Raw genomic sequence first — 23830 nt, forward strand, 5'->3', positions numbered from 1 at the left:
TTTGTCTCAATAACCTAAAACAATCTTTTTTACCTTAAAAAAATTAATACCTATTGAAAACCTATAAAAAAGAGCTTTTGAGAAAAAGTTCTTTTTTGTTTTTATATCCACACAGTTTATCGCTACCTCATACAACCTATCTCTCGATGTGTAACTCCGTTTACGACATGCACTATTTTCTGTCCAATACGTTACGGAGAAATATATTTTATCGCTTAACCATTCCGAAACCCTACATTTCGATAAAAAAACGAAGATTTTAGTATCAATTTTTCAAAAACATTTCTATATTTGCAAAAAATAAAAATATAATATTATTATTTCATATAATTCTTTTCTAATTGTTTTAATTATGAAAAAATCTTACACTTTCACTTGGATTGGGATTGTAATATGTTTACTGGGACTGTCGCCGGTAAGTTACGCCCAAGCTATCGAAATCACCGATAGCGCCCCATTTTTTGAAGATTTTAACGAAATCTCCTCTTCCGAAGAAAATTTTGGATTGAGCGGTTGGACTCTAAAATCGGGATATGCGACAGGAAGCACTGCGACCAAATGGTCGGTAAATACATCAAGTTCAAATGCATGTGATGGCTACTCATTAAAAGCCGATGATGCCAGAGCTACCTCAACGGCAATATTAGTGACCCCGAAACTGTCTTTTGCTTCTGGACGAACTGCTAAAATTTCATTCTTTATGAATCGTCAATCGGGCACAAACAAGCCCAATGAGGGATTTAAAATATATGTCAACTCCATAGGCGATATTTACAACTATGACGATGATAACAAAGTAATTATCAACGGAGACCAAACCGTTACGACTCTAAGTGAACCCATTCTTCACGCCAAAAGATACGCAGGCACTGAGATTACTAAAACCGGAATGTACGAAATGTCGGTCGACATACCGTCCGAAATGGCCGGGCAAGAATTTTACGTTATCTTCGAAGCGATCCAAGAATATGGAAACGCCAATTATATCGACAATATCAAAATCGAATTGATATCGGAGCAACCCAAATTAATCAACGAAACGAAAAATATCGATCTGGGTATGGTGAAAGCCGGGGAATCGGCATCACAAGAATTTATACTTTCCAACGAGGGAATAAACACGTTGAATGCTACCCTTTCCGTAGAAAACGGCGAATCGTCGCCTTTCTCCGTTACTCCGACAACGACCGATATCGCTTTCAACGAACAAAAAACAATTACCGTTAACTTCTCGTCGGCAGAAGTAAATTCATATACCGGGAAATTATACATCGACTCTAACGGAGGAAAAGACACGATTACCCTATCGGCCGAGACCTATCCGGCAACAGCCTACTACGAAACATTCGACGAACTATCCAAACTTCCAGACGAATGGGTGGTCGTTAAAAACGGAAATGAAACTACCTATTCCATCAACAGTAGTAAAGGTGTAAACGGATCAAAATGTTTAAGCGGTTCTATCGGCTCTTGGGGAGATGAATCGACCATCGACACGATATTTACCCCTGTCATATCGGGAAAAGTAACATTCGATTTCAAGAAAGCCGGAGGCTCTTCCGATGCTATTCAAGCGTATATCGTAACAGCCGCCGGTACGCAGACCGCAATAAATACGGGAACAGGTTCTTCGTCATCTTGGACAACAGTCAATGTCGACGATGTACCCGAAGGATCACGCATAGCCTTCACACTGAACAATGTCTATGTAGATAACTTCATAGCATTCACTCGGCAGGAAATTTCCAAAGGCATACAGTTGGTTAAAGAAGCCAACAATAGACCAAGTAGTTGGATGACATTATATGCAGGCCCCGACAAAGCCACTCAAAACACATTGCAATTTGCAGTTAAGAACATCGGGACTCAAACAGTCTCGGCCAACAGCTATAATTTCACAACCCAATTAGTGAACGAGAACAATACCGTAGCCGAAGGCGTCTCCTACAAAACTTACATCATTAACGGAGAAGACACAACCTTATACGAAGACAATGTTATCCCCGGGCCTGAAATAGCCGCAGGCGCAGGAACTACAATCAAGGGTTATCTGTTCATTAGCAGCAATAACGAAAAAAGTAAACTATCGCTCAATGTAAAAGTAAACAACGTCGAAAATACACATTTCACCCAAGTAAAAACGGGCGATAATATAACTATCAAGCCCAATAAGGGGGATGCCTCCTTATCGGCTATAAACTTTGGATTGGTAAACAAAGCGACGACATTGGATTATGTAATCAAAAACAACAGTAACAACGGAGCATTGACCGTATCGAAAATCACAGTGCCATCGGGGTCAGCATTCTCGGTAAATGCAGCACTGCCATTGGTTATACCCAGTAGCAAATCCGATACGATCCAAATCACTTTCAATGCCGAACCGGGCATATATAACGATAATATCACGGTAGAACACGACGGTATAGGCAATACGGAATTTACCGCATCCGGTACAATGCTATCGGCTACGGCTTTATTAGAATCGTTCGAAGGCGAAACCTTCCCGCCAATCCTTTGGGATATGAAACAAGGACTTTGGGAAAGAAATACGACGACTAAACATCATGGTAAAACCAGCATTGTCAATACAGAATCCACAGTCGATACGATCATCACCCCCTTGCTCCATCTCTCGGCAGGAGACTCTATTGCATTCTCTGTAAGAGCGACCTCATCTTCTGGATATAACACAGATATTCTATATTCCGCAGACGGAAAGACATGGAACCTGTTAAAATCTTTCGCCATTTATGCCAATTATTGGAGTGACTGGGCTGAGATGGCGGCTTATATGCCCGAAGACTTTACCGAAGGTGATTATTATATCGGATTCGCCAGCAAAAAGACTTATATCGACTTGGTTTACGGCCCACAAGTAGTTTATCAAGAGCACCGCATCGACATTAAAGGATTTACCGGAGAGAACAAAGGTATGGTAAACTACACTCAAAACTTTACCATCGACGTGGCTTGCTTGGGCACAGCCGGAGAAACGGCCGAAAGCTATTCGATTGCCTTGATGAACGGCGAAGAAAACATCGGCAACTACACAGTAGAACCTATGATATTGGGCGACATGAAAAGCTACACTTGTTCGTGGACCCCGAGAGCCGCCGGCGAAGCATCGATCTATGCACTGCTTACACTCGACGATGTAGTGACCTCGACCGACACGATTACGGTATCTGTTGCCGAGGAAAGCCTGATCTCTACCGTTATGATAGGCGATTTATCGACAGAAAAGTCAACTCCTAACTACACTAACTATCTATATGAGATACTCTACACCCCGGAAGATCTTGTAGGATTACAAGCTGGCGACGTGATTGAAACGGTAAATATCCCCTATTACGCCACAGATGCAGCCATAAAAGGATATCGAATAAATATCTGGATAGGCAATACCGAAAAAACGGCTCTCACTACCGACAAAATGAGCGAAGCGGACATAACAGGATTGAGCCATATCGGAGCGAACTTGCGATACGAAGCGGGAGGAAGCAAAGAATCGCCTCTATATTTCGAAATGAGACCCGAAATTCCTATTACCTATGAAGGAGGTAATCTCAGTTTAATCATCTCGGTAGACTCCACTAGATATAAATCAGGAGCTAAATTCTTCATCAAAGAGGTATCGACCCAATTGATGAAGACATACCAAAAAGATGGTTATATTGCTGATTATATGGATATGTGGACCAATGGTTCTTACACACCCAGCTTAAAAAATGAAATCATGGTGATGGAACTGGGATTGGCAACCGAAGCGCCGGTCGTACACGGCATTATAACCCGGAAAGATAACCAAGCCCCGATAGAGGGTGCTACGGTAACCATGCAATCGGGCGAAGTCATTTACACCGCTACTACCGATGAAACGGGAGCTTACAGCATTTCCGTAATGCAACCGGGAAAAGAATATGAAATGACGGTTAGCAAAGATAACTATACAGGTGTGGACGGTGTGCTTGTGACAGTAAACGAAGATACCGAACAGAATTTCGAATTAACGATTATCAGTGGAATAGACCATACGACAGAAAATGCGACGAAAATATTCACCGACCGCACGGGAAACATTCATGTCGTAGCCGATGCCGTTATCGAAACGATAAAAGTATACTCGACGAGCGGAAGCCTCTGCATAACCGAAACCCCGGCAAGTGAATCGGCCGTTATAAATGCCGGTGATCTGAAAGGTATTTATGTGGTAGAAGTCCAAACAGCAGGCAGTGTGAAGCGCGCAAAAGTAAGGCTATAACATTGACTTGAATCACATAGCGACAGGCGGAAGAACTCTGGTTCTTCCGCCTGTCTTTTTCTTTCCCCTTTTCCCTTCATTCCCCTCGAAACCACCCTTTGCTCTGTACGCACAAAAGAGAATATTTCTCCATACAGAAATAAATCCTTATATTTGTAGAATATAGGAGACGGTTCGACATAGTCAAATCGGAAATGTGATTTCCGTTTGCCTTTGCACTCACCTTTCGCTATATTTGCCTTACGGGTGGAAACAGGCTGCGCTTCGGTACAACCGAATAAATTTGTTTCTGCTCTCGCTTTGTACTATTTTTGTAATCATAGGAAAAGAAGCCATCGATGAAACGATATGCGATCATAGTAGCCGGAGGAAAAGGGACTCGTATGAGAAACGACATTCCCAAACAATTCATCGAGATAGCCGGCAAACCGATATTAGCCCATACGATAGAAAATTTCTACCGATTCGATCCGAATATCGATTTAATAATCGTACTTCCTCAAAACCAACAAGAATACTGGAAACGGCTATGCACAGTTCACCGAATCACAATTCCCCATCTCGTTGTCAAGGGGGGAGAAACACGTTTTCATTCGGTTCTTAACGGACTATCTCTTATCCCGGACGAAGGGATTGTCGCTATCCACGACGGAGTACGCCCGCTCACGGCTCATCGCGTAATAGAAAATTGTTTTCATGTCGCAGAAGAAAAAGGCGGAGCCATACCCGTTCTTCCTCTAACCGATTCATTAAGACAAATATTTCCCGACAAATCCAGCAAGGCCGTCGACCGCACGGCATTCGTGGCGGTACAAACTCCGCAGACATTCCGGGTCGAAGAAATAAAAAAGGCATACAAGCTCCCTTATAACGACACTTTCACCGACGATGCCTCGGTGTACGAGGCTGCCGGATACATTCCCGAATTGGTCGAAGGGAATCGGGAAAACTTGAAAATAACTCTGCCGGTCGACTTGGCAATCGCCGAAATAGGATTGAAGGAATGACAGATTTAGCCGGTTTAAATATCAAATACCTTCCCGGGGTCGGCCCTAAACGCGCCGAACTCCTAAACAAAGAATTAGAGATATTCACCTATCTCGACCTGCTGCACTATTATCCGTATAAATACATCGACCGAAGCAAGACCTACAAAATAAACGAAATCGACGGCTCGATGCCTTATATTCAGTTACGAGGTAAAATCGTTTCATACACCACTCACGGAGAAGGGGCACGCCGGCGGCTCACCGCTCTGTTCTCCGACGGTTCGGGAGTCATAGAGCTCGTTTGGTTCAAAGGAATACGCTATATCACCGACCGTTACAAACCGGGAACGGAATATACGCTTTTCGGGAAACCCACTCTTTTCAACGGGAAATTCAACATCGCCCACCCCGAGCTCGACCCGATAGACGATCGCATAGACAACACGACCGGACTACAAGGATACTATACCACGACCGAAAAAATGAAAAATGCTTTCCTCAACTCGAAAGCCATACAGAAAATGGTATATACCCTTCTCTCCGGAATACAAAACCCACTGCCCGAAACATTGCCCCTTCCCATTATCTCGCGAATGCAACTCATGAGTTCGACCGATGCCCTACGCAACATTCACTTTCCGGTGACGATAGGCCACCTGAGGCGGGCAGAATTCAGGCTCAAATTCGAAGAGTTATTCTACCTGCAATTACACATTCTACGATATACCCGGTTACGGAACCTGAAATTGGGAGGATTCCGTTTCGACCACATCGGGAATTATTTCAACGACTTTTATCATCAAGTGTTGCCCTTCGAACTCACCCAAGCTCAAAAACGAGTCATCAAAGAGATTCGAGCCGATATGGGCAGCGGCAGACAAATGAACAGACTGTTACAGGGAGATGTAGGCAGTGGAAAAACATTGGTCGCGCTCATGAGTATGCTCATCGCCGTAGACAACGGTTACCAAGCCTGTCTAATGGCTCCCACCGAAATATTGGCCACCCAGCATTACGAAGGGCTGAAAAAGATGGTAGAGCCGTTAGGACTACGTATTGAACTACTCACGGGGTCGGTATCTAAAAAACGAAGAGCTCCCATTTTAGAAGGGCTCCTCACCGGAGAAATAAACCTGCTGATAGGAACCCATGCCCTTCTGGAAGACTCGGTAAATTTTGCGAATCTGGGTTTTGTCGTCATCGATGAGCAACATCGGTTCGGGGTAGAGCAACGGGCTCGGCTTTGGAGAAAAAATAAAATTCCGCCACACATTTTGGTCATGACTGCCACCCCCATTCCCCGGACTTTGGCCATGACCGTTTATGGCGATCTCGACGTATCGGTCATCGACCAACTGCCCCCCGGACGCAAACCCATACAAACACTCCTTCAATACGATAACAAAAGAGCCCAGCTATACGCTTCTTTGCGCAAGCAACTACAAATCGGGAGACAAGCCTATATCGTGTATCCGCTCATACAGGAAAGCGAGAAGAGCGACTTGAAAAATTTAGAAGAAGGATATGAACACATTCGGGAAATTTTCCCCGAATATCAAGTGTGCATGGTACATGGAAAAATGAAAGCGGCCGAAAAGGAAACCGAGATGCAAAAATTCGTATCGGGAGAAGCCCGCATTATGGTGGCGACTACGGTCATAGAAGTCGGGGTGAACGTACCCAATGCATCGGTTATGATCATCGAAAACGCCGAACGTTTCGGTCTGGCTCAGCTACACCAGCTCAGAGGGCGTGTAGGTCGTGGCGCCGAACAATCGTATTGTATCTTGATGACATCTTATAAAATCAACCAAGACACCCGAAAAAGGCTCGAAATCATGGCAGAAACCAATGACGGGTTTCGCATTGCCGAAGCCGACATGCAAATGAGGGGACCGGGGGATATGGAAGGGACTCAGCAAAGTGGAATTGCATTCAATTTACAAATCGCCAACTTGGCAAAAGATGCACAAATATTGCAAGTAGCTCGCGATGAAGCAGGTAAACTGCTAGATTCCGATGAATTGTTAGAACGACCCGAAAACCAAATCGTACGAAAAGAACTAAACCGTATTTTCGAAAAACAAAAAAACTGGGGATTAATCAGTTAAATAAAAAGTTTTCACTATTTTATGTTGTAAAACATGTTTACACATAAGGATATATAAATCAATGTTTTATATGAAAAACACAAACAAATCGGCTTACTAGATACCTAAATTTTGTTAACCAACCAGAACACATTCCTCCAAAATTCATTATCTTTGAAAAGTGTGTGCAAAAATATACGCATCTTTCTTTGGTGGACTTAATAAAAAGGCTACTTCGACTATTTATTTTAGGACGCGGCTTATGCCAGAATTAGATAAATAAAATGTATTTCGGAAAAACAAAACATTACATTCTACCTCTCCTGCTTGCATTCTCGCTAGGTAACTTAAATGCCCAGCACAATAGGAATCTCTCCACTCACCTACACTCCAAACAACACCAGGACCTCATCGCAGGGCAACAAAACATACACAAAGAAATAAACTTGGTCGATTCCATCGCCCTACTCGAAATGCTCGAAGAAGAGGAAGAGGAGTTTCCCGGTATCGATATTTATGGAGAAAATTGGGATCAAACATGGGTAAACCCATACAAAGTCCCGATAGACAAATTGCCCGAATCCGCTACTATCGACGTCTCGGAATATTGTATGCCCATCATTGGCCATGTTACATCGAACTACGGTTGGCGACGCAGACGCATGCACAGAGGAGTGGATTTGTCGCTTCATATCGGAGATACGATACGTGCGGCCTTCTCCGGGAAAGTGAGATTAACACGATATGAACGCAGAGGATACGGATACTACGTAATCATTCGTCATGGCAACGGCCTCGAAACCATATACGGCCATCTCTCCAAATTCTTGGTTAAGCCCGATCAAATCGTAAAAGTGGGAGAACCCATTGCTTTGGGAGGTAACACGGGACGCTCCACGGGCCCTCATTTGCACTTCGAAACGCGCTATTTGGGAATGGACATCAATCCCAATAAGATTTTCGACTTTGTAAATCAAGTGCCTCATACCGACCAATATACTTTCAATCCGAAAGAATTAGCCAGCAGCTTGGGATACGGCAGATACAAGGGCAGTAACAACGGAGCGAAATACGTATCCTATCGAGTTAGAAAAGGAGATTCACTATCAAGGATAGCCAATAAATACGGTGTCTCGATCAGTCATCTGTGCAAGCTCAACGGGATTAAGCGAAACGGAGTATTGCGCGAAGGCAAAATCTTACGAATAAAATAAAATACAAAAAGAAATAATTTCATTTCCACTAAAACAAATTGCTTCTTTCTATAAAAGGCATTAACCGAAGGGTTAATGCCTTTTTTAATACATTCGACTCGGCTGCCGAGGGCTTTGCCAGAAATTTCGATTCAGCAGAAAATTCGTGGGGCAGGCTTGAATCTTAGCGACGAATCTCTTATCTACAACCACATTCCAATCTTTTCGGAGAGTGGTTAAAAAGTAGCCGAATAGATTTTCGATAAAATTCAGCCTCCCCCTCTGCTCATCACAGATAAGATAGGGAGAGTACCCGCAAAGCGAGAAGTATAAAATCTATCCTTATGCCAAAACAAGAAATACCACTTTTAAACCTCTCCCTCTGTGTTTCCGTAAGGGAATATAGGGGGAGTGCCCGCAGGGCGAGGGGGTTAAATTCTACAATCAAAAAATCCTATACCCCAAAAACGATGACAGCCTTTTCAATCTCTGCGCAAAAATTACCGTTCCTTCGGCAAACTCTCTACATCACAGCAAGAAAAGTGCAAAGAACCGATAACTCCAAAAATATAAATATCTCCCTCTTTTTTCTAAAAAAGTTCGATCATGCCATAAACAACAGACATACCGGTTCTACATTTGCCTGAAAAAACAGACGTATGGAAACACAAGAACAGATTCTGAAAGAACAACGATTGAGAATAGAAGTGTTGAGACATCAACTCCTATTACGTTATTACGAACTGCTGCTCTCGTTAGACGTACTGACACAAGCTGCGGAAGTAAAAACTTTGATGGGCTACATCAACACCCTCGAACGATATGCCAAGCGATTCGAGAATAAGCCCTCGAAGAAAGAAGCCGGGAAGAAAGGACGGAAAAATACGGCCGACGAGACGACTGCCGATGATATCCACCCCGAAGCCTCTATCTCTCTATCCGAACACGCAAAGGAACTCTTCGATATGATGGCTCTTGACGACAACCTGCCATCGGAAGAAAACGAATTGCCTGCTGACATCGACGACTTCCTGAAAGCCGGATATGCCCGTTTTCTCGAACAGCAAAAACTACGAGCCCATAAAAATACGCCACATATCTATCCCGATAAAATGTAAGCATATCGACACCCCTCATCATAAAAGGAACACTGAAATCCTCATGAGGACAAAAAATATTCAAACATAAAAACAGGGTATCAGAGCTATAAAATAAAAAGAAAAAAAACAGCTCTGACTTGCAACTATTTACCGAACAAGGCACGATATTTATACAGCAAATCGCTGTACTGCGACAAATGTCTGATGGGTAACAGCGATACCGGAGAGTAGCAATCGACATGAATACGATAATAATCGCCATATCCGTTTTGCAACGCCTTGTCGAGATAGGAAATCGACTTGTCGACATCAAAACCGGCATACATGCAGGCTAAATAAAAATAATCGATATTACGAACCGACCCGGAAGCCAAAAGCGAACGCTCCCACTCCTCGGCCTGTTTTTTCAGATGAAGTCTCGCAAATGCGATTCCTTTCAAATTATTGCCATAAGCGGCAGACGTACCGTCCAAGCTAAGTACTTTGCGGTAATCCGCCTCAGCAGCTATACGATTTTCCATACCATATTCTTGCGTATAAGCCCGTGCCAAATAAGAATACGGTTCATCGGGAGCTGCGACGACAGCCTCGTTATAACAACTTATCGCCTGCCCGAAGTCGCCTTCGTCATAGGCAATCATTCCCCTTTCCAGACAAATCGCCACATTCGACGGGTCATATACCGCCGCTTGCCGAACAGCTTGTTCGGCAGCGGCAAGATTGCCGTCTCCCCTCTCGATTTCAGACAACAATCGATAATATTCGGCATTCTGCGAATCTTTCTCTATCGCTCTTTTTATATCGGCTCTCGCTTCGTCGAATCGGGTCAACCTCGACAGACAAAAGGCCCGGTTATAATAGACCGTATGAAAATTGAAAAAGTTCTCCTCCACGATCGTATTCCAATCACGCAAAGAAGATGCATAATCATAATGGTCTTTATAAATGGTGGCACGCACATAATAAAGCATACCCTGCCGGGGAGAACGTTCGATATTCCGATTCAACCCTTCGATAACGCCGTTATACGACTCGTTACTATAAGCGACCAGCTTTTGTATCGCTCCCGAATGCCCATCATCGAGCGAGACGGCATAGACCAAATCATCGACTGCTTCGGGCATCATGTCCATCTCCTTATAAATCTCGCTGCGCTCCAAATAAATCTTCGGATCTTTGGGCGAGAGATTGACAGCCTGAGCTAATAAATCTTTCGCTCTCACCGGCTGGCCGGTATGAGCCTCGACTCGCGCCAACCCCATAAATGCGCTTTGACTGCGGGTATCCATGCGCAACAAATGGTTATAGTCGATTTTAGCCATATCGTATTGTCCCAACCGGCACAGCAGATCTCCCCGGTCTTTCAGAGCCAACCGATGGTTAGGGACTAATCGTAAAGCACTGTTCAAATCGGTCAAAGCAGACTTGGTCTCTCCCCTTTCCGACAGAATCTTGGCTCTCAGCAAATAAGCCTGTGCCAAATCGTCCTTCTCTTTTCGAGGAAAATATTTAATCGCATTGTCGATATCAGACAAAGCCTTTTTCATATCCCCCTGTCCGAAATAAGCCATAGCCCGGCTATAATACGTTCTGTAATCCTGTGGATTGGCAGCCAATTCCTCGGCATATACCTCCATCATGGCTTTCACCAAATCATCGTTCTCCGTTGCATGAAGAGCAAACGACGACGTGAAAAAACAAAATAAGATACCCCCTATAAAACACCTGAGTCGAGAAACCATTGTCAAACAGCTTTTATATGTTACTTATCTTTACTACCCAAAGACATTACAGCCTGCCGAATGCACACCAACCTTGTCAGCAAGCCTTCCAAAAGATCCAACGGCAACATATTGGCTCCGTCCGATTTAGCTTTACACGGTTCGGGGTGAGTCTCCATAAACAACCCATCGACACCCACTGCGATACCTGCCCGGGCGATAGTCTCTATCAATTCCGGCATTCCTCCGGTCACGCCCGAATCTTGATTGGGCCTTTGCAACGAATGGGTAGCATCGAGAATAACCGGGAAACCGAACTTCTGCATAATCGGAATGCCCCGATAATCGACCAACAGATCTTGATAACCGAAAGAGGTTCCCCGTTCTGTAATCATCACATCGTTATTCCCGGCATCCACGACCTTTTGAGCGGCAAACTTCATGGCCTCGGGCGACAGGAATTGACCTTTCTTGATATTCACCACTCGCCCTGTTTTTGCAGCAGCCACCAACAAATCGGTCTGGCGACACAAAAATGCCGGAATTTGCAACACATCGACATACTCGGCAGCCATCTTAGCCTCCTCGGCCGTATGAATATCGGTAACGACAGGTATTTTGTATGTATCGGCGACTTTCCGTAATATTCTCAAAGCCTTCTCATCGCCTATCCCCGTAAACGAATCAAGGCGAGAACGGTTGGCCTTGCGATAAGAGCCCTTGAAAATATAGGGTATCTGCAACGATTCTGTTATCCCGACGATCTTTTCCGCAATATCCATCGCCATGTACTCTCCTTCTATGACACAAGGACCTGCCAACAGAAAGAAATTACCGCTATCGGTATATTTAAGATTTTCGAGTCTCATTATTTCGATTTTAACTGATTCAACACTTGTATCGTATGGCAGGCAACTACTCCGGCCGTTTCCGTACGCAACCGGCTCTGCCCCAACATCACCGGCTGAAATCCACAGGCAATAGCCTGTTCTACCTCTTCGGGGCTGAAATCACCCTCAGGACCTATCAAAATCAAAGCATTCTCTCCCGGGCTATATACCTCGGAGAGTTCTTTCCGCTCGCCCTCTGCATAGCAATGAGCAATGAATTTCTGTCCATCGAAAGGACGGGCGACAAAGTCCGAAAAGGCTTCCATTTCGGACAATCGGGGCAAAACAGCCTTTAAGGATTGCTTCATCGCCGAAATCAGAATTTTGTTCAGACGATCGAGTTTTAACTCTTTCCGTTCAGAGAATCGGCATTTCAACAAAGCAATCGAATCAATGCCTATCTCCGTGACTTTTTCGGCAAACCACTCCATTCTATCGAGATTCTTCGTCGGCGCAATCGCTACATGCACTTGTGCCCGCCACGGATTGGGGACTTTCGATTTTTTCAATATCCGTATGCCACAACGCTTCGGATGCGCCAGAACGATTTCGGCCAGATATTTATTTCCTCCCCCATCGACAATTCCAATCTCATCACCTTCGCCCATACGCAAAACTCTGACACAATGCTGGCTTTCCGCCTCAGGGAGCTCATGCACACTTTCAATATCGGGAGCATAAAATATCTGCATAAGACCTCGTTAAAAGATTAAACTTTCTCTGCCTTGACTTTGGCTTGATGTTTATAGTGGAACGTCAATGCAAACAAAATACCGATTACACAAGCATAAGCCGCAAAGATAGTCCAACATGCCGGCCAGTCGGTCACCACACCATTCTCGCTATGATAAGCGATAACCAACCCAGCACCGTAACCACCCACGATAGAGCCCAGTCCATTCGTCATCATCATGAAGATACCCTGAGCACTGGCTTTTATGGAAGCGGGAGCCTCATCGGCAATGAAAAGAGAACCCGACACATTGAAGAAATCGAAGGCCATACCATATACGATCATCGATAATACCAAGAATACGACCGGGAAGCCCTCGGGACCGCCGATTGCGAAGAATCCAAAACGCAATACCCATGCCATGAAACTGATGATCATCACCCTCTTAATACCGTATCGGCTCATAAAAAACGGTATCGCCAGAATAAAAAGAGTTTCCGATACCTGAGAAAGAGAAGAGAGTATGACCGAATATTTCACAGCCCAAGCCTCGGGGTGAGTCGCCTTGAAGCTATCGAGAAAAGGAACGCCATACATATTGGTCACTTGAAGGGCTGCCCCCAACAAAAAAGAGAAAAGCAAGAATACGGCTGTACGGTAATTCTTAAACAAGACCAAAGCATCCAATCCCAACACAGACATGAGCCCGTTATTCTTCATCGCCTTAGCCGGAGGACAAGCCGGTAAAGTGAAGCAATAAAGTCCCATTGCGGCAGAGGCACACGCAGCCATAATCAACTGCCCATTATTGGAACTGAACCCGGTGAGGTTATCTATCCACATAGCGACAATAAACCCTATCGTTCCCCAAACTCTCACGGGAGGATAGTCCTTAATGCGGTCCAATCCGGCTTTATCGATAGCATTATATGCAACGGTATATGACAATGACAGAGTGGGCATATAGGCCAGCATATTGACCAACATCGCTATTTTGAACAAATCATAATCGGTAACGAACGCCGCACAAAAAAGAGAAATAGCTCCGACCCAATGCAGAACTCCCATCAGCCGTTCGGCATTCACCCACTTATCGGAAACCACACCTATAAGCGCAGGCATAATAAGAGAAGCTATACCCGATAGAGCAAACACACTGCCCACGAGTGCACCGTCGAAAGCCAAGCCCCCGTCTTCAACGGGTGTCGTCATATATAATCCCAATGTACAGAGCCACGATCCCCAGATAAAAAATTGGAGAAAATTCATGACTATCAGTCGAATTTTTACACTTTCCATATTCTTGCGTTTGTGTTGTAATAATTTCCTTTTTTACAGGACATGGTTTAGATTATCCGTCAAAAATAAAGCCGATCGTGCACGGGAATACCTCACTTGTCCGAGCGTTTTACCGACATACGACTTATTTCATGCAAATCTAAAAAAATATCGGTGTTCTTACAAGTTATTATCTCTTTTATTCAGCTCATCTTGAATACGAGCGGCTTCTTCATAAGCCTCGGAAGCAATAGCCTTTTCCAAGCGTTCTTTGAGTTCCTTACGGGAACAATTCGACAAACTCTTTTCTTCGGGGAGTTCTTCTGTCTCTACGACTTCTTTACCTTCATTTTCCTCATAGACAAATCCTGCCTCGTCTATAATATCCTGCATGACATATATGTCGGACCGGGTACGCAAAGCTATGGCTATTGCATCGGAAGTACGGGCATCGATACGAATCTCACGCGTACCATCGTCAAAAAGCATTTCCGAGGAAAAAACTCCATTCTCAAATTTATAAATACAAACCTCTTTCAAACGAATGCCGAAACCGTGAGAGAAACTCACAAAAAGATCATGAGTAATCGGACGAGGCGGAACAATACCTTCCAAAGATATAGCTATAGACTGAGCCTCGGACACTCCTATCACGACAGGAATACGACGAGGCCCATTTTCTTCGGCAAGCACCAAAGCATATGCACCTTTTTGTACTTGACTGTAAGTCAACCCCAACACCTTTAATTTTATACGAGTATCCACGTCACCACATTTTTAATCATACAAATATAGCGAAAGACGAGTGCAAAGACAAACGGAAATCACATTTCCGGCTTGACTCTGCCGAACCGTATCCTATATTCTACAAATATAATGAAAGGTGTGTGCAGAATAAAACAAATACGCTTGTTTTTCATACCGAATCGTATCTTATCTCTCGGTTTGGCAAAGATCTCCTCCTCTTTTGTTCAGGCTCAGAGGGAACTATTATTTATTCTATTCCGAATACAAGAAGCATCGTTACAAAGTAATTACTCCACTACCGACGCAAATATGGCGTTCCTTATCGTACACGACAGCAAATTGTCCGGGAGCGATACCCTGTACCGGTTCCTTCGAAGAGATAGAATACGACTTGCCCTCCTTAATTAAGAGACCTGACGTAAAATCGGGGGTATGCCTGTTCTTAAAAGTTATCTCGACAGGCGATTCCATCTCTCCCCACGGGTCATCTGTAATAAAATGGAACTCCGCCAACTTTAAAACCTTCCCATATTGTTTCTCCGTTCCATACCCGTTCGATACGAATATCGTATTGGTATCGACATCTTTCGCCACGACGTACCACGGACCGCCACTCAATCCGAGTCCCTTCCGTTGTCCTATCGTATGAAACCAATATCCCTTGTGAAATCCCAATATCTTACCGGTTTCGAGCTCTACTATCGCCCCTTGTCGTTCGCCCAAATGTCGACGGATAAACGCATTGTAGTCGATATTCCCCAAAAAGCAAATACCTTGACTGTCACGTCTGGAAGCATTAGGGAGCTTAGCCGAAACAGCCATCTCCCGAACCTCCTGTTTCAATAAATCGCCGATAGGAAATAGCAAATGGGAGACCTGAACAGAGTCTATCTGTGCCAGAAAATCGGTCTGATCTTTCTTTTTATCTCTTGCCGTGGAGAGATAAATTTTACCATTCCTCTCGGTCGTCGTAGCATAATGGCCGGTAGCCGTTTTATCGAACGCATGCCCCCAACGTTCCTCAAAGAAACCGAATTTGATCATTTTGTTACACATCATATCGGGATTAGGGGTTAATCCGAGTTTCACCGTTCGCAAAGCATATTCCATAACATGGTCCCAATATTCCCTATGGAGAGATACGACTTCAAACGGAAGTCCGTACTTACGCGCAATATAAGTACACATTTCTATATCCTCCTCGGCCGAACAGTCGCCTTCGTCATTGTCCATTCCTATGCGAATGTAAAATAAAGTCGGGTCTATCCCTTGCTCTTTCAGCCGATGCACAACAACGGCACTATCCACTCCCCCAGATAATAATACGGCTACGTTCATCTATTCGTTCTCTAATTCCGGTTCCGGTGATACCTGTCTTTCAAAATTAAACTTCTTCCACGCTTTCTGACGAGGTTTCTAAATGAAAAGTCTTCACGAAGAAGGCATCCGCAGAATATCGTCCGGGACCCGCAAGCAGTATAAAAGTATAAATTCCCAAATAAAGCATCGGTAATTCTGCCGTCGACAGGCTAATCGGAGAAAAGGTAAAAAAAGCTGCAATAATCATAGAAAACATCAACGGTAAAACCGCCAACCTTGTCATAAATCCCAACAGCACCAACGAGGAACAACCAACCTCTACCAATATGATAAGGATTAACGACAGCTCACTACTCATTCCCATAGTTGCAGGAAACGTAGATTTCAAAGTATCGAACTGTTCTATTTTGGCGATGCCGTGAGTCAGCATCATGAAACCGATAAACACCCGTAACCCTAGTTTTGCCCAATCGGACAATCGTTCACACAACAAAAAGCGGGAGACCGTTTTAGCGAAATTCTTCATATTCAATTTTGTTAATTCAATATTTAAATAACAACCGAATTGCTCAAATAGATTAAATAGAAAAGACTTTGTGGTCGATTCTTCCTTTTTCAGGTGTTATTGGGTCAAAAAAACCTATGCTCACGCACAGAGGGGATCTCAAATGGACGATTCACATCGTTTACACAGAATCAAAACCACAAAGTCTTTTTACTTATTTTCCTTCAATATCTTTTCTACTTCTTCCAGCGAAGTATTGCGCAATATTATTTTCTTATCTTTATCCACCAAATACAAAGCAGGCATAATCCTCAAATCGAAATAACGGTCTCCATTTTCCATAGAAGCCACCACCCACTCTTTGGGATATTTCTCAACACTGCCCAACCATTCGTCCGTCTCTCCATCGGGATAAACCGACAAAATAACGAGTCGTCCTTCTCTTATTTCCTTCAATAAGGCCTGCGAAACACTCAACCTCAAAGTAGTCAACGAGCAATCATCGCATTCGGGATCGTTAATATATAACAGGACAAAAGGAGCTTTTAATTTCTTAACACGGAACTTCTTTTCTTTTCCCGGTAATTTATATTCAAAGTCGGTCAATTCCATTCCCAATTGGTTTTTAGTCAAAACATCATATTGATAGGAATAACGCAACTTACGTAACTTATCCACTTTTTTCGAATCGAGCACCGCTTTTACAAACGGCAAATAGGCTTCCTCGCTAACTAAATGCCCCTCTCCACTATATAGATATTTATCGGCTATATCGGCATACATCAACAATATATCTTCATCGCTCGAAGCCCGCCTCAATAAAATATCAATAGATTTCAATGTGCTCTCTCGTGAAGCGATACGCATAATAGAGGTAAAATCGACGAAAGCCTGTTCCGGAATTTCCCTCGCATCCAAATATGCGCGGTTTTCAATATCAAAATTATCCCAATAATGGGCAATTAAATATTCGCTTCTAACATCGGGCGTCACCAAACTATCGGGAATATCGGGCAACTGATATGGACGGACAGACTCTTCTTGTGCCTCCGACATTACAAAGGTACATGCGAATATACACAACAGAATTTTTCTTACCATAAAATTTCCCATATAACTAACCCAAGAGTAGGAGCAAACACCCTTGACTATATCGATGTATAATCCGTTTTTGCATCGGTTGCAAATATACACAAATTATCGTAAACAGCAACCCATTTGACTTTTATATTTAGTTCATTCGTACTAAATATAAAATATTAAATAATTTCTATACTAAAAAACAGCCCGATTATTTTTTTAGATTTTTTTATTTTCCCACTTTCCCCATTTCATATAAGCCGCCGAAAATAAAAGGATTCCAATGGCATAGATATGCTCTGTCGTCCAGCAAATAGCAACATCGACCCTCAGATAAAATATCATAATCGCCACATAGACGACATAGAGCACCAGCGCCATCAGTTCCAAAATAAACGCAGCACGAGTATTGCCTGTCCCCGAAACCGACTGAAAATAGACATTCCCCGGAACTATAAAAATATAGGCAGAACAAAGGACAAACAGAGACGGAAGCGATGCCGAAATAAGATCGGGCATATCGGTGTAAATGCGCAAGATCCAATTGGGACAAAGGATAAAAAACAATATAATCGGAAACACAAACAAATATGCCATACGGATACACTGATTCAACGTGCCCCGTACATAGCGAGTATTTCCAGCTCCTATCAAATTACTGATGAGCGTACTACATGTCGAAGAGAACGTAATGACAATCATAAAAGGCAGGGCCGATACGTTACGAATAATATTCGTTATGGCCAACGATCGCTCGCCCAGATGTTCCACAGCGATAAAAAACAGGAACCACGTAGACATGGATATAAAATTTTGAACCATCGTCCATACAGAAATATTCAAAATATTTCCCAAAGGTTCTCCATTCCGCAAACCGAAGCGATTTAATCCATATTTTTTGACATCGACTCGTACACGAGTGTAAACGACAAAGAAAATTACCGATACCAACTCGGCCAAAGAAGAACCGATGGCGGCTCCTGCAATTCCCATAGCCGGAAATCCCAATTTCCCGAAAACCAGAATGTAATTAAACACGACATTCGACAATACCATGACAATCGAATTGAGTGTCAGAGTCTTTGTTTGGGTTGTTCCCACGAAAAAGGCGCGGAACATCACGGCTACGAATGAAAAGAAAAATCCATATACCCGCCAGCGAATATAACTTACGGCAGCTTCATGAACATGAGGCGAATCGATAAATCGTTCGAGAATCAAAGGCGAAACGAAATGAGAAGAGACAAACAGCACCAACGCTACTCCCAGCAAAAAATAGGTTCCCTTATAAAATATCGGGCCTATCTTCGCATAATTTCCTTCTCCGTTTCTCCGCCCCATAATGATTTGCGCTCCCAAGCTAAACCCGAAAGCAATCATATAAAATGTCATGTAATAGACTCCGGCAATGGCCGAAGCTCCCAATTCGACTTCACCGACACGCCCCATAAAGGCGGTATCGGTCATGCCGATGAGTTGCTCCATAACGAGACTGATAAGAATCGGATAGGCAATGAACCAAATCTGTTTATAGCTGAATTTTACCGGATTATTTCCCATACTCTTTCAAATAAGCCTCGGCGGCTTCACAAAGATCGTTATACCACTTTTCTCCAAACCTGCGAATCAACGGTTCTTTCAAAAATTCGTAAACCCTCACTTTTTCCCGGCGGCCCAATACTTCGGCGGCCTTGCAAATTTTCCAACGGTGATAATTTACCGCCGCAAAGTCTTTGTATTCTTTCAAACGCACAGGATACAGATGACAGGAAACAGGCTTGTAAAAATCGATTTTCCCCTCTCGAAACGCTTTCTCTACGGCACATTGGCACATTCCGTTTTTACCGTAACAGGTAAAAACACAATCCTTACCATTCACGATAGATGTCACCAAATCGCCCTCTTCATCGACATAGGCAACTCCTTGCCGTTCGATAACGGCCTTCGCTTCGGGTAACAAATCGTCCCAGATAACCGGAAGAATTTCTTTCAGTTTACGACATTCTTCCTCGGAGACCGGAGCGCCGGCATCTCCCTCAATACAGCATGCCCCCAAACATTTTTCGAGATCACAGATAAAAAAGCGTTCTATGACATCGAGGCTCACCAGCGCACTACCTACTTGCAGCATAATTTCTTCGGATTCTATCGTTTTCATCTATCTTTATGAGGAAGAAAAGCCGGAACGCAAAGCATACGTTCCGGCATATCGTCATCGTCGATCGTTGTTATTTCAACAAATCATGTCCTGTCATTTCGGCCGGCTGAGGCAATCCCATGATGTGGCAAATCGAGGGAGCTACATCGGCCAAAATACCATCTTCGACCCGTGCGTTCTTGTTCTCCGTCACATAAACGAAAGGCACAGGATTCAACGAGTGAGCCGTATTGGGTGTTCCATCGGCATTCTCGGCATTGTCAGCATTACCGTGATCAGCTATGATAATCACTTCGTAACCGTTGGCCTTAGCAGCCTCGACGGTATCGCGCACACAAGCATCGATAGCCACGACAGCTTTTTCGATAGCCGAATAGACACCTGTATGTCCCACCATATCGCCGTTAGCATAGTTCACGACAATGAAGTCGTATTTATTTTCGTCGATGGCGGCTACCAATTTATCTTTCACTTCATAGGCACTCATCTCGGGTTTCAAGTCATAGGTAGCTACTTTGGGAGAAGGAACCAAAATACGATCCTCTCCCTCGAACGGAGTTTCGCGACCGCCGTTAAAGAAGAAAGTAACATGGGCGTATTTCTCGGTTTCGGCAATGTGCAACTGGGTTTTATGCGATTTCGACAAATACTCGCCCAACGTGTTATGTACATTCTCTTTGTCGAAAAGAATATGAACACCCTTGAACGAGGCATCGTAAGGCGTCATGCAATAGTATTGCAAACCGGGAATCGTGTGCATACCGGCCTCGGGCATATCTTGCTGCGTGAGCACAATCGTCAGCTCTTTGGCGCGGTCGTTACGGTAATTGAAGAAAATAACCACGTCGCCCTCCTTGATTCGCCCGTCGCAAGTCGTGTTTACGATAGGTTTGATAAATTCGTCGGTTACATCGGCATCATACGATTCCTGCATGGCTTGCACCATATTATCCGATTTACGACCGATACCGTTTACCAAAAGGTCATAGGCTTCTTTCACCCGCTCCCAGCGTTTGTCGCGGTCCATCGCATAATATCGTCCGATAATAGAGGCTATCTTTCCGGCCGATTTAGCGCAATGAGCCTCCAACTCCTCGATAAATCCTTTACCGCTGCGAGGATCGGTGTCACGACCGTCCATGAAGCAGTGGATAAACGTATTTTCCAAACCATATTCTTTGGCGATGTCGCACAACTTGAACAAATGATCCAGCGAACTGTGCACCCCTCCATTAGAGGTCAGCCCCATAAAGTGGATATTCTTACCGTTGTCACGCGCATAAGAGAACGCAGAGACAATTTCTTTGTTCTGTAAAATGGAATTGTCGGCACAGGCTTTGTTGATCTTCACCAAATCTTGATAGACGATACGTCCTGCACCGATATTGAGGTGACCTACTTCGGAATTTCCCATCTGACCATCGGGCAAACCCACATTCTCGCCACTTGCTTGCAACTGCGAATGAGGATAGGTTTTCAACAAATAGTCCCAATAAGGAGTGGGGGTATTATAAATCACATCTGCGTGCGAATGATTACCGATGCCCCAGCCGTCGAGAATCATCAATAGTGCTTTTTTACTCATCTTCTATATCTATTTAGAGTTATCTAATTTCATATATCAACCGACAAAAACAATGCCGAACTTTCCGAAGAGAAACTCTCTACCCCGACATCTTTGCTTTCTCCGGATATCCCCTGCCAAATTGCGGGACAAAGATAGCGAAAGATGAACACAGAGACAAACGGAAATCTCATTTCCGACTTGGCTATGCCGAACCGTATCCTATCTTCGTAGTGACAAAGATACGAAAAACCAAGAGCAGAAACAAATTTACTTGATTATACCGAGAGGAATATTATATTCAATTTATTTCAACAATCTTTTTAACTTCTGCCCCAAAAACAAAAATCCCCGAAGGTTGCTTTACACCCCCCGAGGATTTTTCCTATCGTGCATTTACCGCTTTACGATTTTATACGTCCTGTTCTGGATACGGCACAAGTACACACCTCGTTTGAGAGCCGACATGTCGAAAGTCATAGCCCCACCGTAGGCCCTGTCCGAAAGCACCAACCGACCGGTCATATCGTACAAGGTAATAGATGTTCCGGTGATTACCCCATCGATATGTAACATATCGTCTACGGGATTGGGATAAATCGACACTTGGTCTGCTTCATGCTCCTCCACGGCATCGACATAGTGCACCGACACATGGCAAGTAGCCGTCAGTGCCCCATCGTTCAACGATACGGTAATATCGGCCTCGCCCTCTTTGTTTGAATGAACAATCCCGGTTTCAGAAACCGTGGCTACCATCTCGTTACTGCTTGTCCAACGAAGGCCCGAAAATGTAGCATGCTCGGGATAGACCGTAGCCAACAGAGACAAGACTTCATCTTCACGGGTTATCTGGTAACTCTCTGTATCGAGTATTAACTTTGCAGGGGCCACATCAGGGAAGGTCTCTATCGTATAGAAAAAACGCCACGGAGCCGTACGACGATAAACCTCCTCGGCCGATGCCGGCACCACTAGAGTACCATCGAGAGTAACTGTTGAAAATGTAGTCATCGTCGCTTCCGGAGGAGTAGCTCCCAAGCAAATAACCTTTGACAAATCTTTACAACCCGAAACATCTTGCATGGTCAATATCATACTACCAACTGTCAACGTCGACAAATAGGCACACTCATTAAACTGCGGCACACCACTAATCTTCCGCCCTATATATAGTGTATCAATCATCATATTGCCACCATTGAAACACTTGCCTTCAATCAAAATAGGCCGATTCCCATCTTTTAGTTCCAATGATGAAACAGAGTCACAGTCCACAAACGACGAAAGAATAGAATCTACCGAGGCGGGTATAGACAAAGACTTTAACCGTCTACACTCCCCAAAAGCCTCAACGCCTATTTTTTTAACTGAATTACCTATCGCAAGGTGCTTCATATTGCTACACCCCTTAAAAGCATAGTCTTCTATACGTTCCACCTCATCGGGAATGGCAACAGATTGCAAACGGCTACAAGAAGCAAAGGCAGATATGCCTATGGCTGTTACACACTGAGGAATGTTTACTACTGTCAATCCTGTACAACCTTGAAAGAGAGAAGCCTCTATTCGCAATAAATTTTCTGGCAAAACGACACTTGTTAAACCGGTACAACCCTCGAAAGCACCTTCTCCAATATCCTTAATATTCATCAAATCGAGGGTACCCTGCAAAGGACAACCCTTATATGCATAAGCTCCTATTTGCGAAACGCTCTTTGGAAGAGAAATCTGCTTCAACTGAGTGCAACCATAAAAGGCCGTGTCACCTATTACTTCCAAACCCTCGGGCAATACAATCTCAGTTAATTGGTTACAATTTCTAAAAGCCGATTTACCTATCCGTTTCACCTCTTCGGCTACTCGATAAATCCCCGAAAAATTTTTAGGGCAATACAACAATTCTCTCTTATCCTTACTATACAGCACGCCATCATCAACCATAAAATAGGGATTCTCTTCGTCAACAGTAATCGAGGTCAAAGAATCGGAGTTCAAAAATACATTCTCCCCTATCGTTTCTACCGATTTTCCCAAATGCACATGAGTCAGTCCAATACAGTTAGCAAACGCATAGGTGACATGTACAACATGGACAAAATCAACAACACCGCTACTTTTTTTTCATAGTAAACCTCCTTATATTTTGTGTTTTGTAAAAGTAAGAAAAAATCTGTTTTTCACAACAATCGGCAGCCACTTTTTTCAAAAATATTTTATATTATATCATCATGCCATAAAATCACTTCTTCCCGATT

At 43.7% G+C, this 23830-nt stretch carries 17 protein-coding genes and 1 pseudogene; 5 read left to right on the forward strand and 13 right to left on the reverse strand.

Going from position 1 to position 23830, the window contains the following annotated elements; all coding sequences use genetic code 11:
* Positions 1-352 precede the first annotated feature (352 nt).
* From NBH06_RS07185 to NBH06_RS07205, 5 genes are all read left to right on the forward strand, one after another.
* A complete protein-coding gene (locus NBH06_RS07185; protein WP_250793525.1) occupies positions 353-4264 on the forward strand; it encodes a choice-of-anchor J domain-containing protein in 3912 nt (1303 codons plus the stop codon).
* 338 nt (positions 4265-4602) lie between these two features.
* Positions 4603-5271: a 2-C-methyl-D-erythritol 4-phosphate cytidylyltransferase gene (locus tag NBH06_RS07190; protein WP_250793527.1), complete on the forward strand. Its 669-nt coding sequence runs from the start codon at positions 4603-4605 to the stop codon at positions 5269-5271.
* Complete coding sequence (gene recG / locus NBH06_RS07195; protein WP_021891135.1) at positions 5268-7364, forward strand: ATP-dependent DNA helicase RecG; 2097 nt, start codon at positions 5268-5270, stop codon at positions 7362-7364. The genes NBH06_RS07190 and recG overlap by 4 nt, the downstream gene beginning before the upstream one ends.
* A 263-nt stretch (positions 7365-7627) precedes the next feature.
* Complete coding sequence (locus tag NBH06_RS07200) at positions 7628-8557, forward strand: M23 family metallopeptidase (RefSeq protein ID WP_021891136.1); 930 nt, start codon at positions 7628-7630, stop codon at positions 8555-8557.
* A 638-nt stretch (positions 8558-9195) separates the two neighbouring features.
* On the forward strand, positions 9196-9654 hold the full coding sequence (locus tag NBH06_RS07205) for a hypothetical protein (RefSeq protein ID WP_250793529.1): 459 nt from the start codon (positions 9196-9198) through the stop codon (positions 9652-9654).
* A gap of 125 nt (positions 9655-9779) precedes the next feature.
* Here the strand turns inward: NBH06_RS07205 and NBH06_RS07210 are convergent, their stop codons facing one another.
* From NBH06_RS07210 to NBH06_RS13550, 13 genes and pseudogenes are all read right to left on the reverse strand, one after another.
* On the reverse strand, positions 9780-11378 hold the full coding sequence (locus NBH06_RS07210; RefSeq protein WP_250793531.1) for a tetratricopeptide repeat protein: 1599 nt from the start codon (positions 11376-11378) through the stop codon (positions 9780-9782).
* A gap of 20 nt (positions 11379-11398) precedes the next feature.
* Entirely contained in the window at positions 11399-12226 is an 828-nt protein-coding gene (gene kdsA, locus NBH06_RS07215; RefSeq protein WP_250793533.1) for a 3-deoxy-8-phosphooctulonate synthase, read from the reverse strand.
* Positions 12226-12939: a 16S rRNA (uracil(1498)-N(3))-methyltransferase gene (locus NBH06_RS07220; RefSeq protein WP_250793535.1), complete on the reverse strand. Its 714-nt coding sequence runs from the start codon at positions 12937-12939 to the stop codon at positions 12226-12228. The genes kdsA and NBH06_RS07220 overlap by 1 nt, the downstream gene beginning before the upstream one ends.
* A 17-nt stretch (positions 12940-12956) precedes the next feature.
* On the reverse strand, positions 12957-14219 hold the full coding sequence (locus tag NBH06_RS07225) for a nucleoside permease (RefSeq protein WP_040296173.1): 1263 nt from the start codon (positions 14217-14219) through the stop codon (positions 12957-12959).
* A 159-nt stretch (positions 14220-14378) separates the two neighbouring features.
* Positions 14379-14963: a bifunctional nuclease family protein gene (locus NBH06_RS07230; protein ID WP_021891139.1), complete on the reverse strand. Its 585-nt coding sequence runs from the start codon at positions 14961-14963 to the stop codon at positions 14379-14381.
* Positions 14964-15221: 258 nt separating this feature from the next.
* Positions 15222-16283 carry a tRNA 2-thiouridine(34) synthase MnmA gene (gene mnmA, locus NBH06_RS07235; RefSeq protein WP_008862594.1) on the reverse strand — a complete coding sequence of 354 codons (1062 nt, stop codon included), beginning with the start codon at positions 16281-16283 and terminating at the stop codon, positions 15222-15224.
* A 46-nt stretch (positions 16284-16329) separates the two neighbouring features.
* Positions 16330-16791 carry a DoxX family protein gene (locus NBH06_RS07240; RefSeq protein WP_250793537.1) on the reverse strand — a complete coding sequence of 154 codons (462 nt, stop codon included), beginning with the start codon at positions 16789-16791 and terminating at the stop codon, positions 16330-16332.
* Positions 16792-16980: 189 nt separating this feature from the next.
* Positions 16981-17871 carry a DUF5106 domain-containing protein gene (locus NBH06_RS07245; protein ID WP_157260370.1) on the reverse strand — a complete coding sequence of 297 codons (891 nt, stop codon included), beginning with the start codon at positions 17869-17871 and terminating at the stop codon, positions 16981-16983.
* 198 nt (positions 17872-18069) lie between these two features.
* Positions 18070-19410, reverse strand: a complete 1341-nt coding sequence (locus tag NBH06_RS07250; RefSeq protein ID WP_250793540.1) for an MATE family efflux transporter — start codon at positions 19408-19410, stop codon at positions 18070-18072.
* A complete protein-coding gene (locus NBH06_RS07255; protein ID WP_040296241.1) occupies positions 19400-19981 on the reverse strand; it encodes a DUF3109 family protein in 582 nt (193 codons plus the stop codon). The genes NBH06_RS07250 and NBH06_RS07255 overlap by 11 nt, the downstream gene beginning before the upstream one ends.
* A 97-nt stretch (positions 19982-20078) precedes the next feature.
* A complete protein-coding gene (gene gpmI / locus NBH06_RS07260) occupies positions 20079-21593 on the reverse strand; it encodes a 2,3-bisphosphoglycerate-independent phosphoglycerate mutase (RefSeq protein WP_008862599.1) in 1515 nt (504 codons plus the stop codon).
* Positions 21594-21968: 375 nt separating this feature from the next.
* Positions 21969-23516 (reverse strand): leucine-rich repeat protein, encoded by a 1548-nt coding sequence (locus NBH06_RS07265; protein ID WP_284703187.1) that lies wholly within the window; start codon positions 23514-23516, stop codon positions 21969-21971.
* 24 nt (positions 23517-23540) lie between these two features.
* Positions 23541-23636 (reverse strand): annotated as a pseudogene (locus NBH06_RS13550) (hypothetical protein); the annotation flags it as partial.
* Positions 23637-23830 lie beyond the last annotated feature (194 nt).

Origin of the sequence: Barnesiella sp. B2-R-119, from assembly GCF_023656675.1 — a bacterium.
In the GTDB taxonomy this organism is placed as follows: domain Bacteria; phylum Bacteroidota; class Bacteroidia; order Bacteroidales; family Barnesiellaceae; genus Barnesiella; species Barnesiella intestinihominis.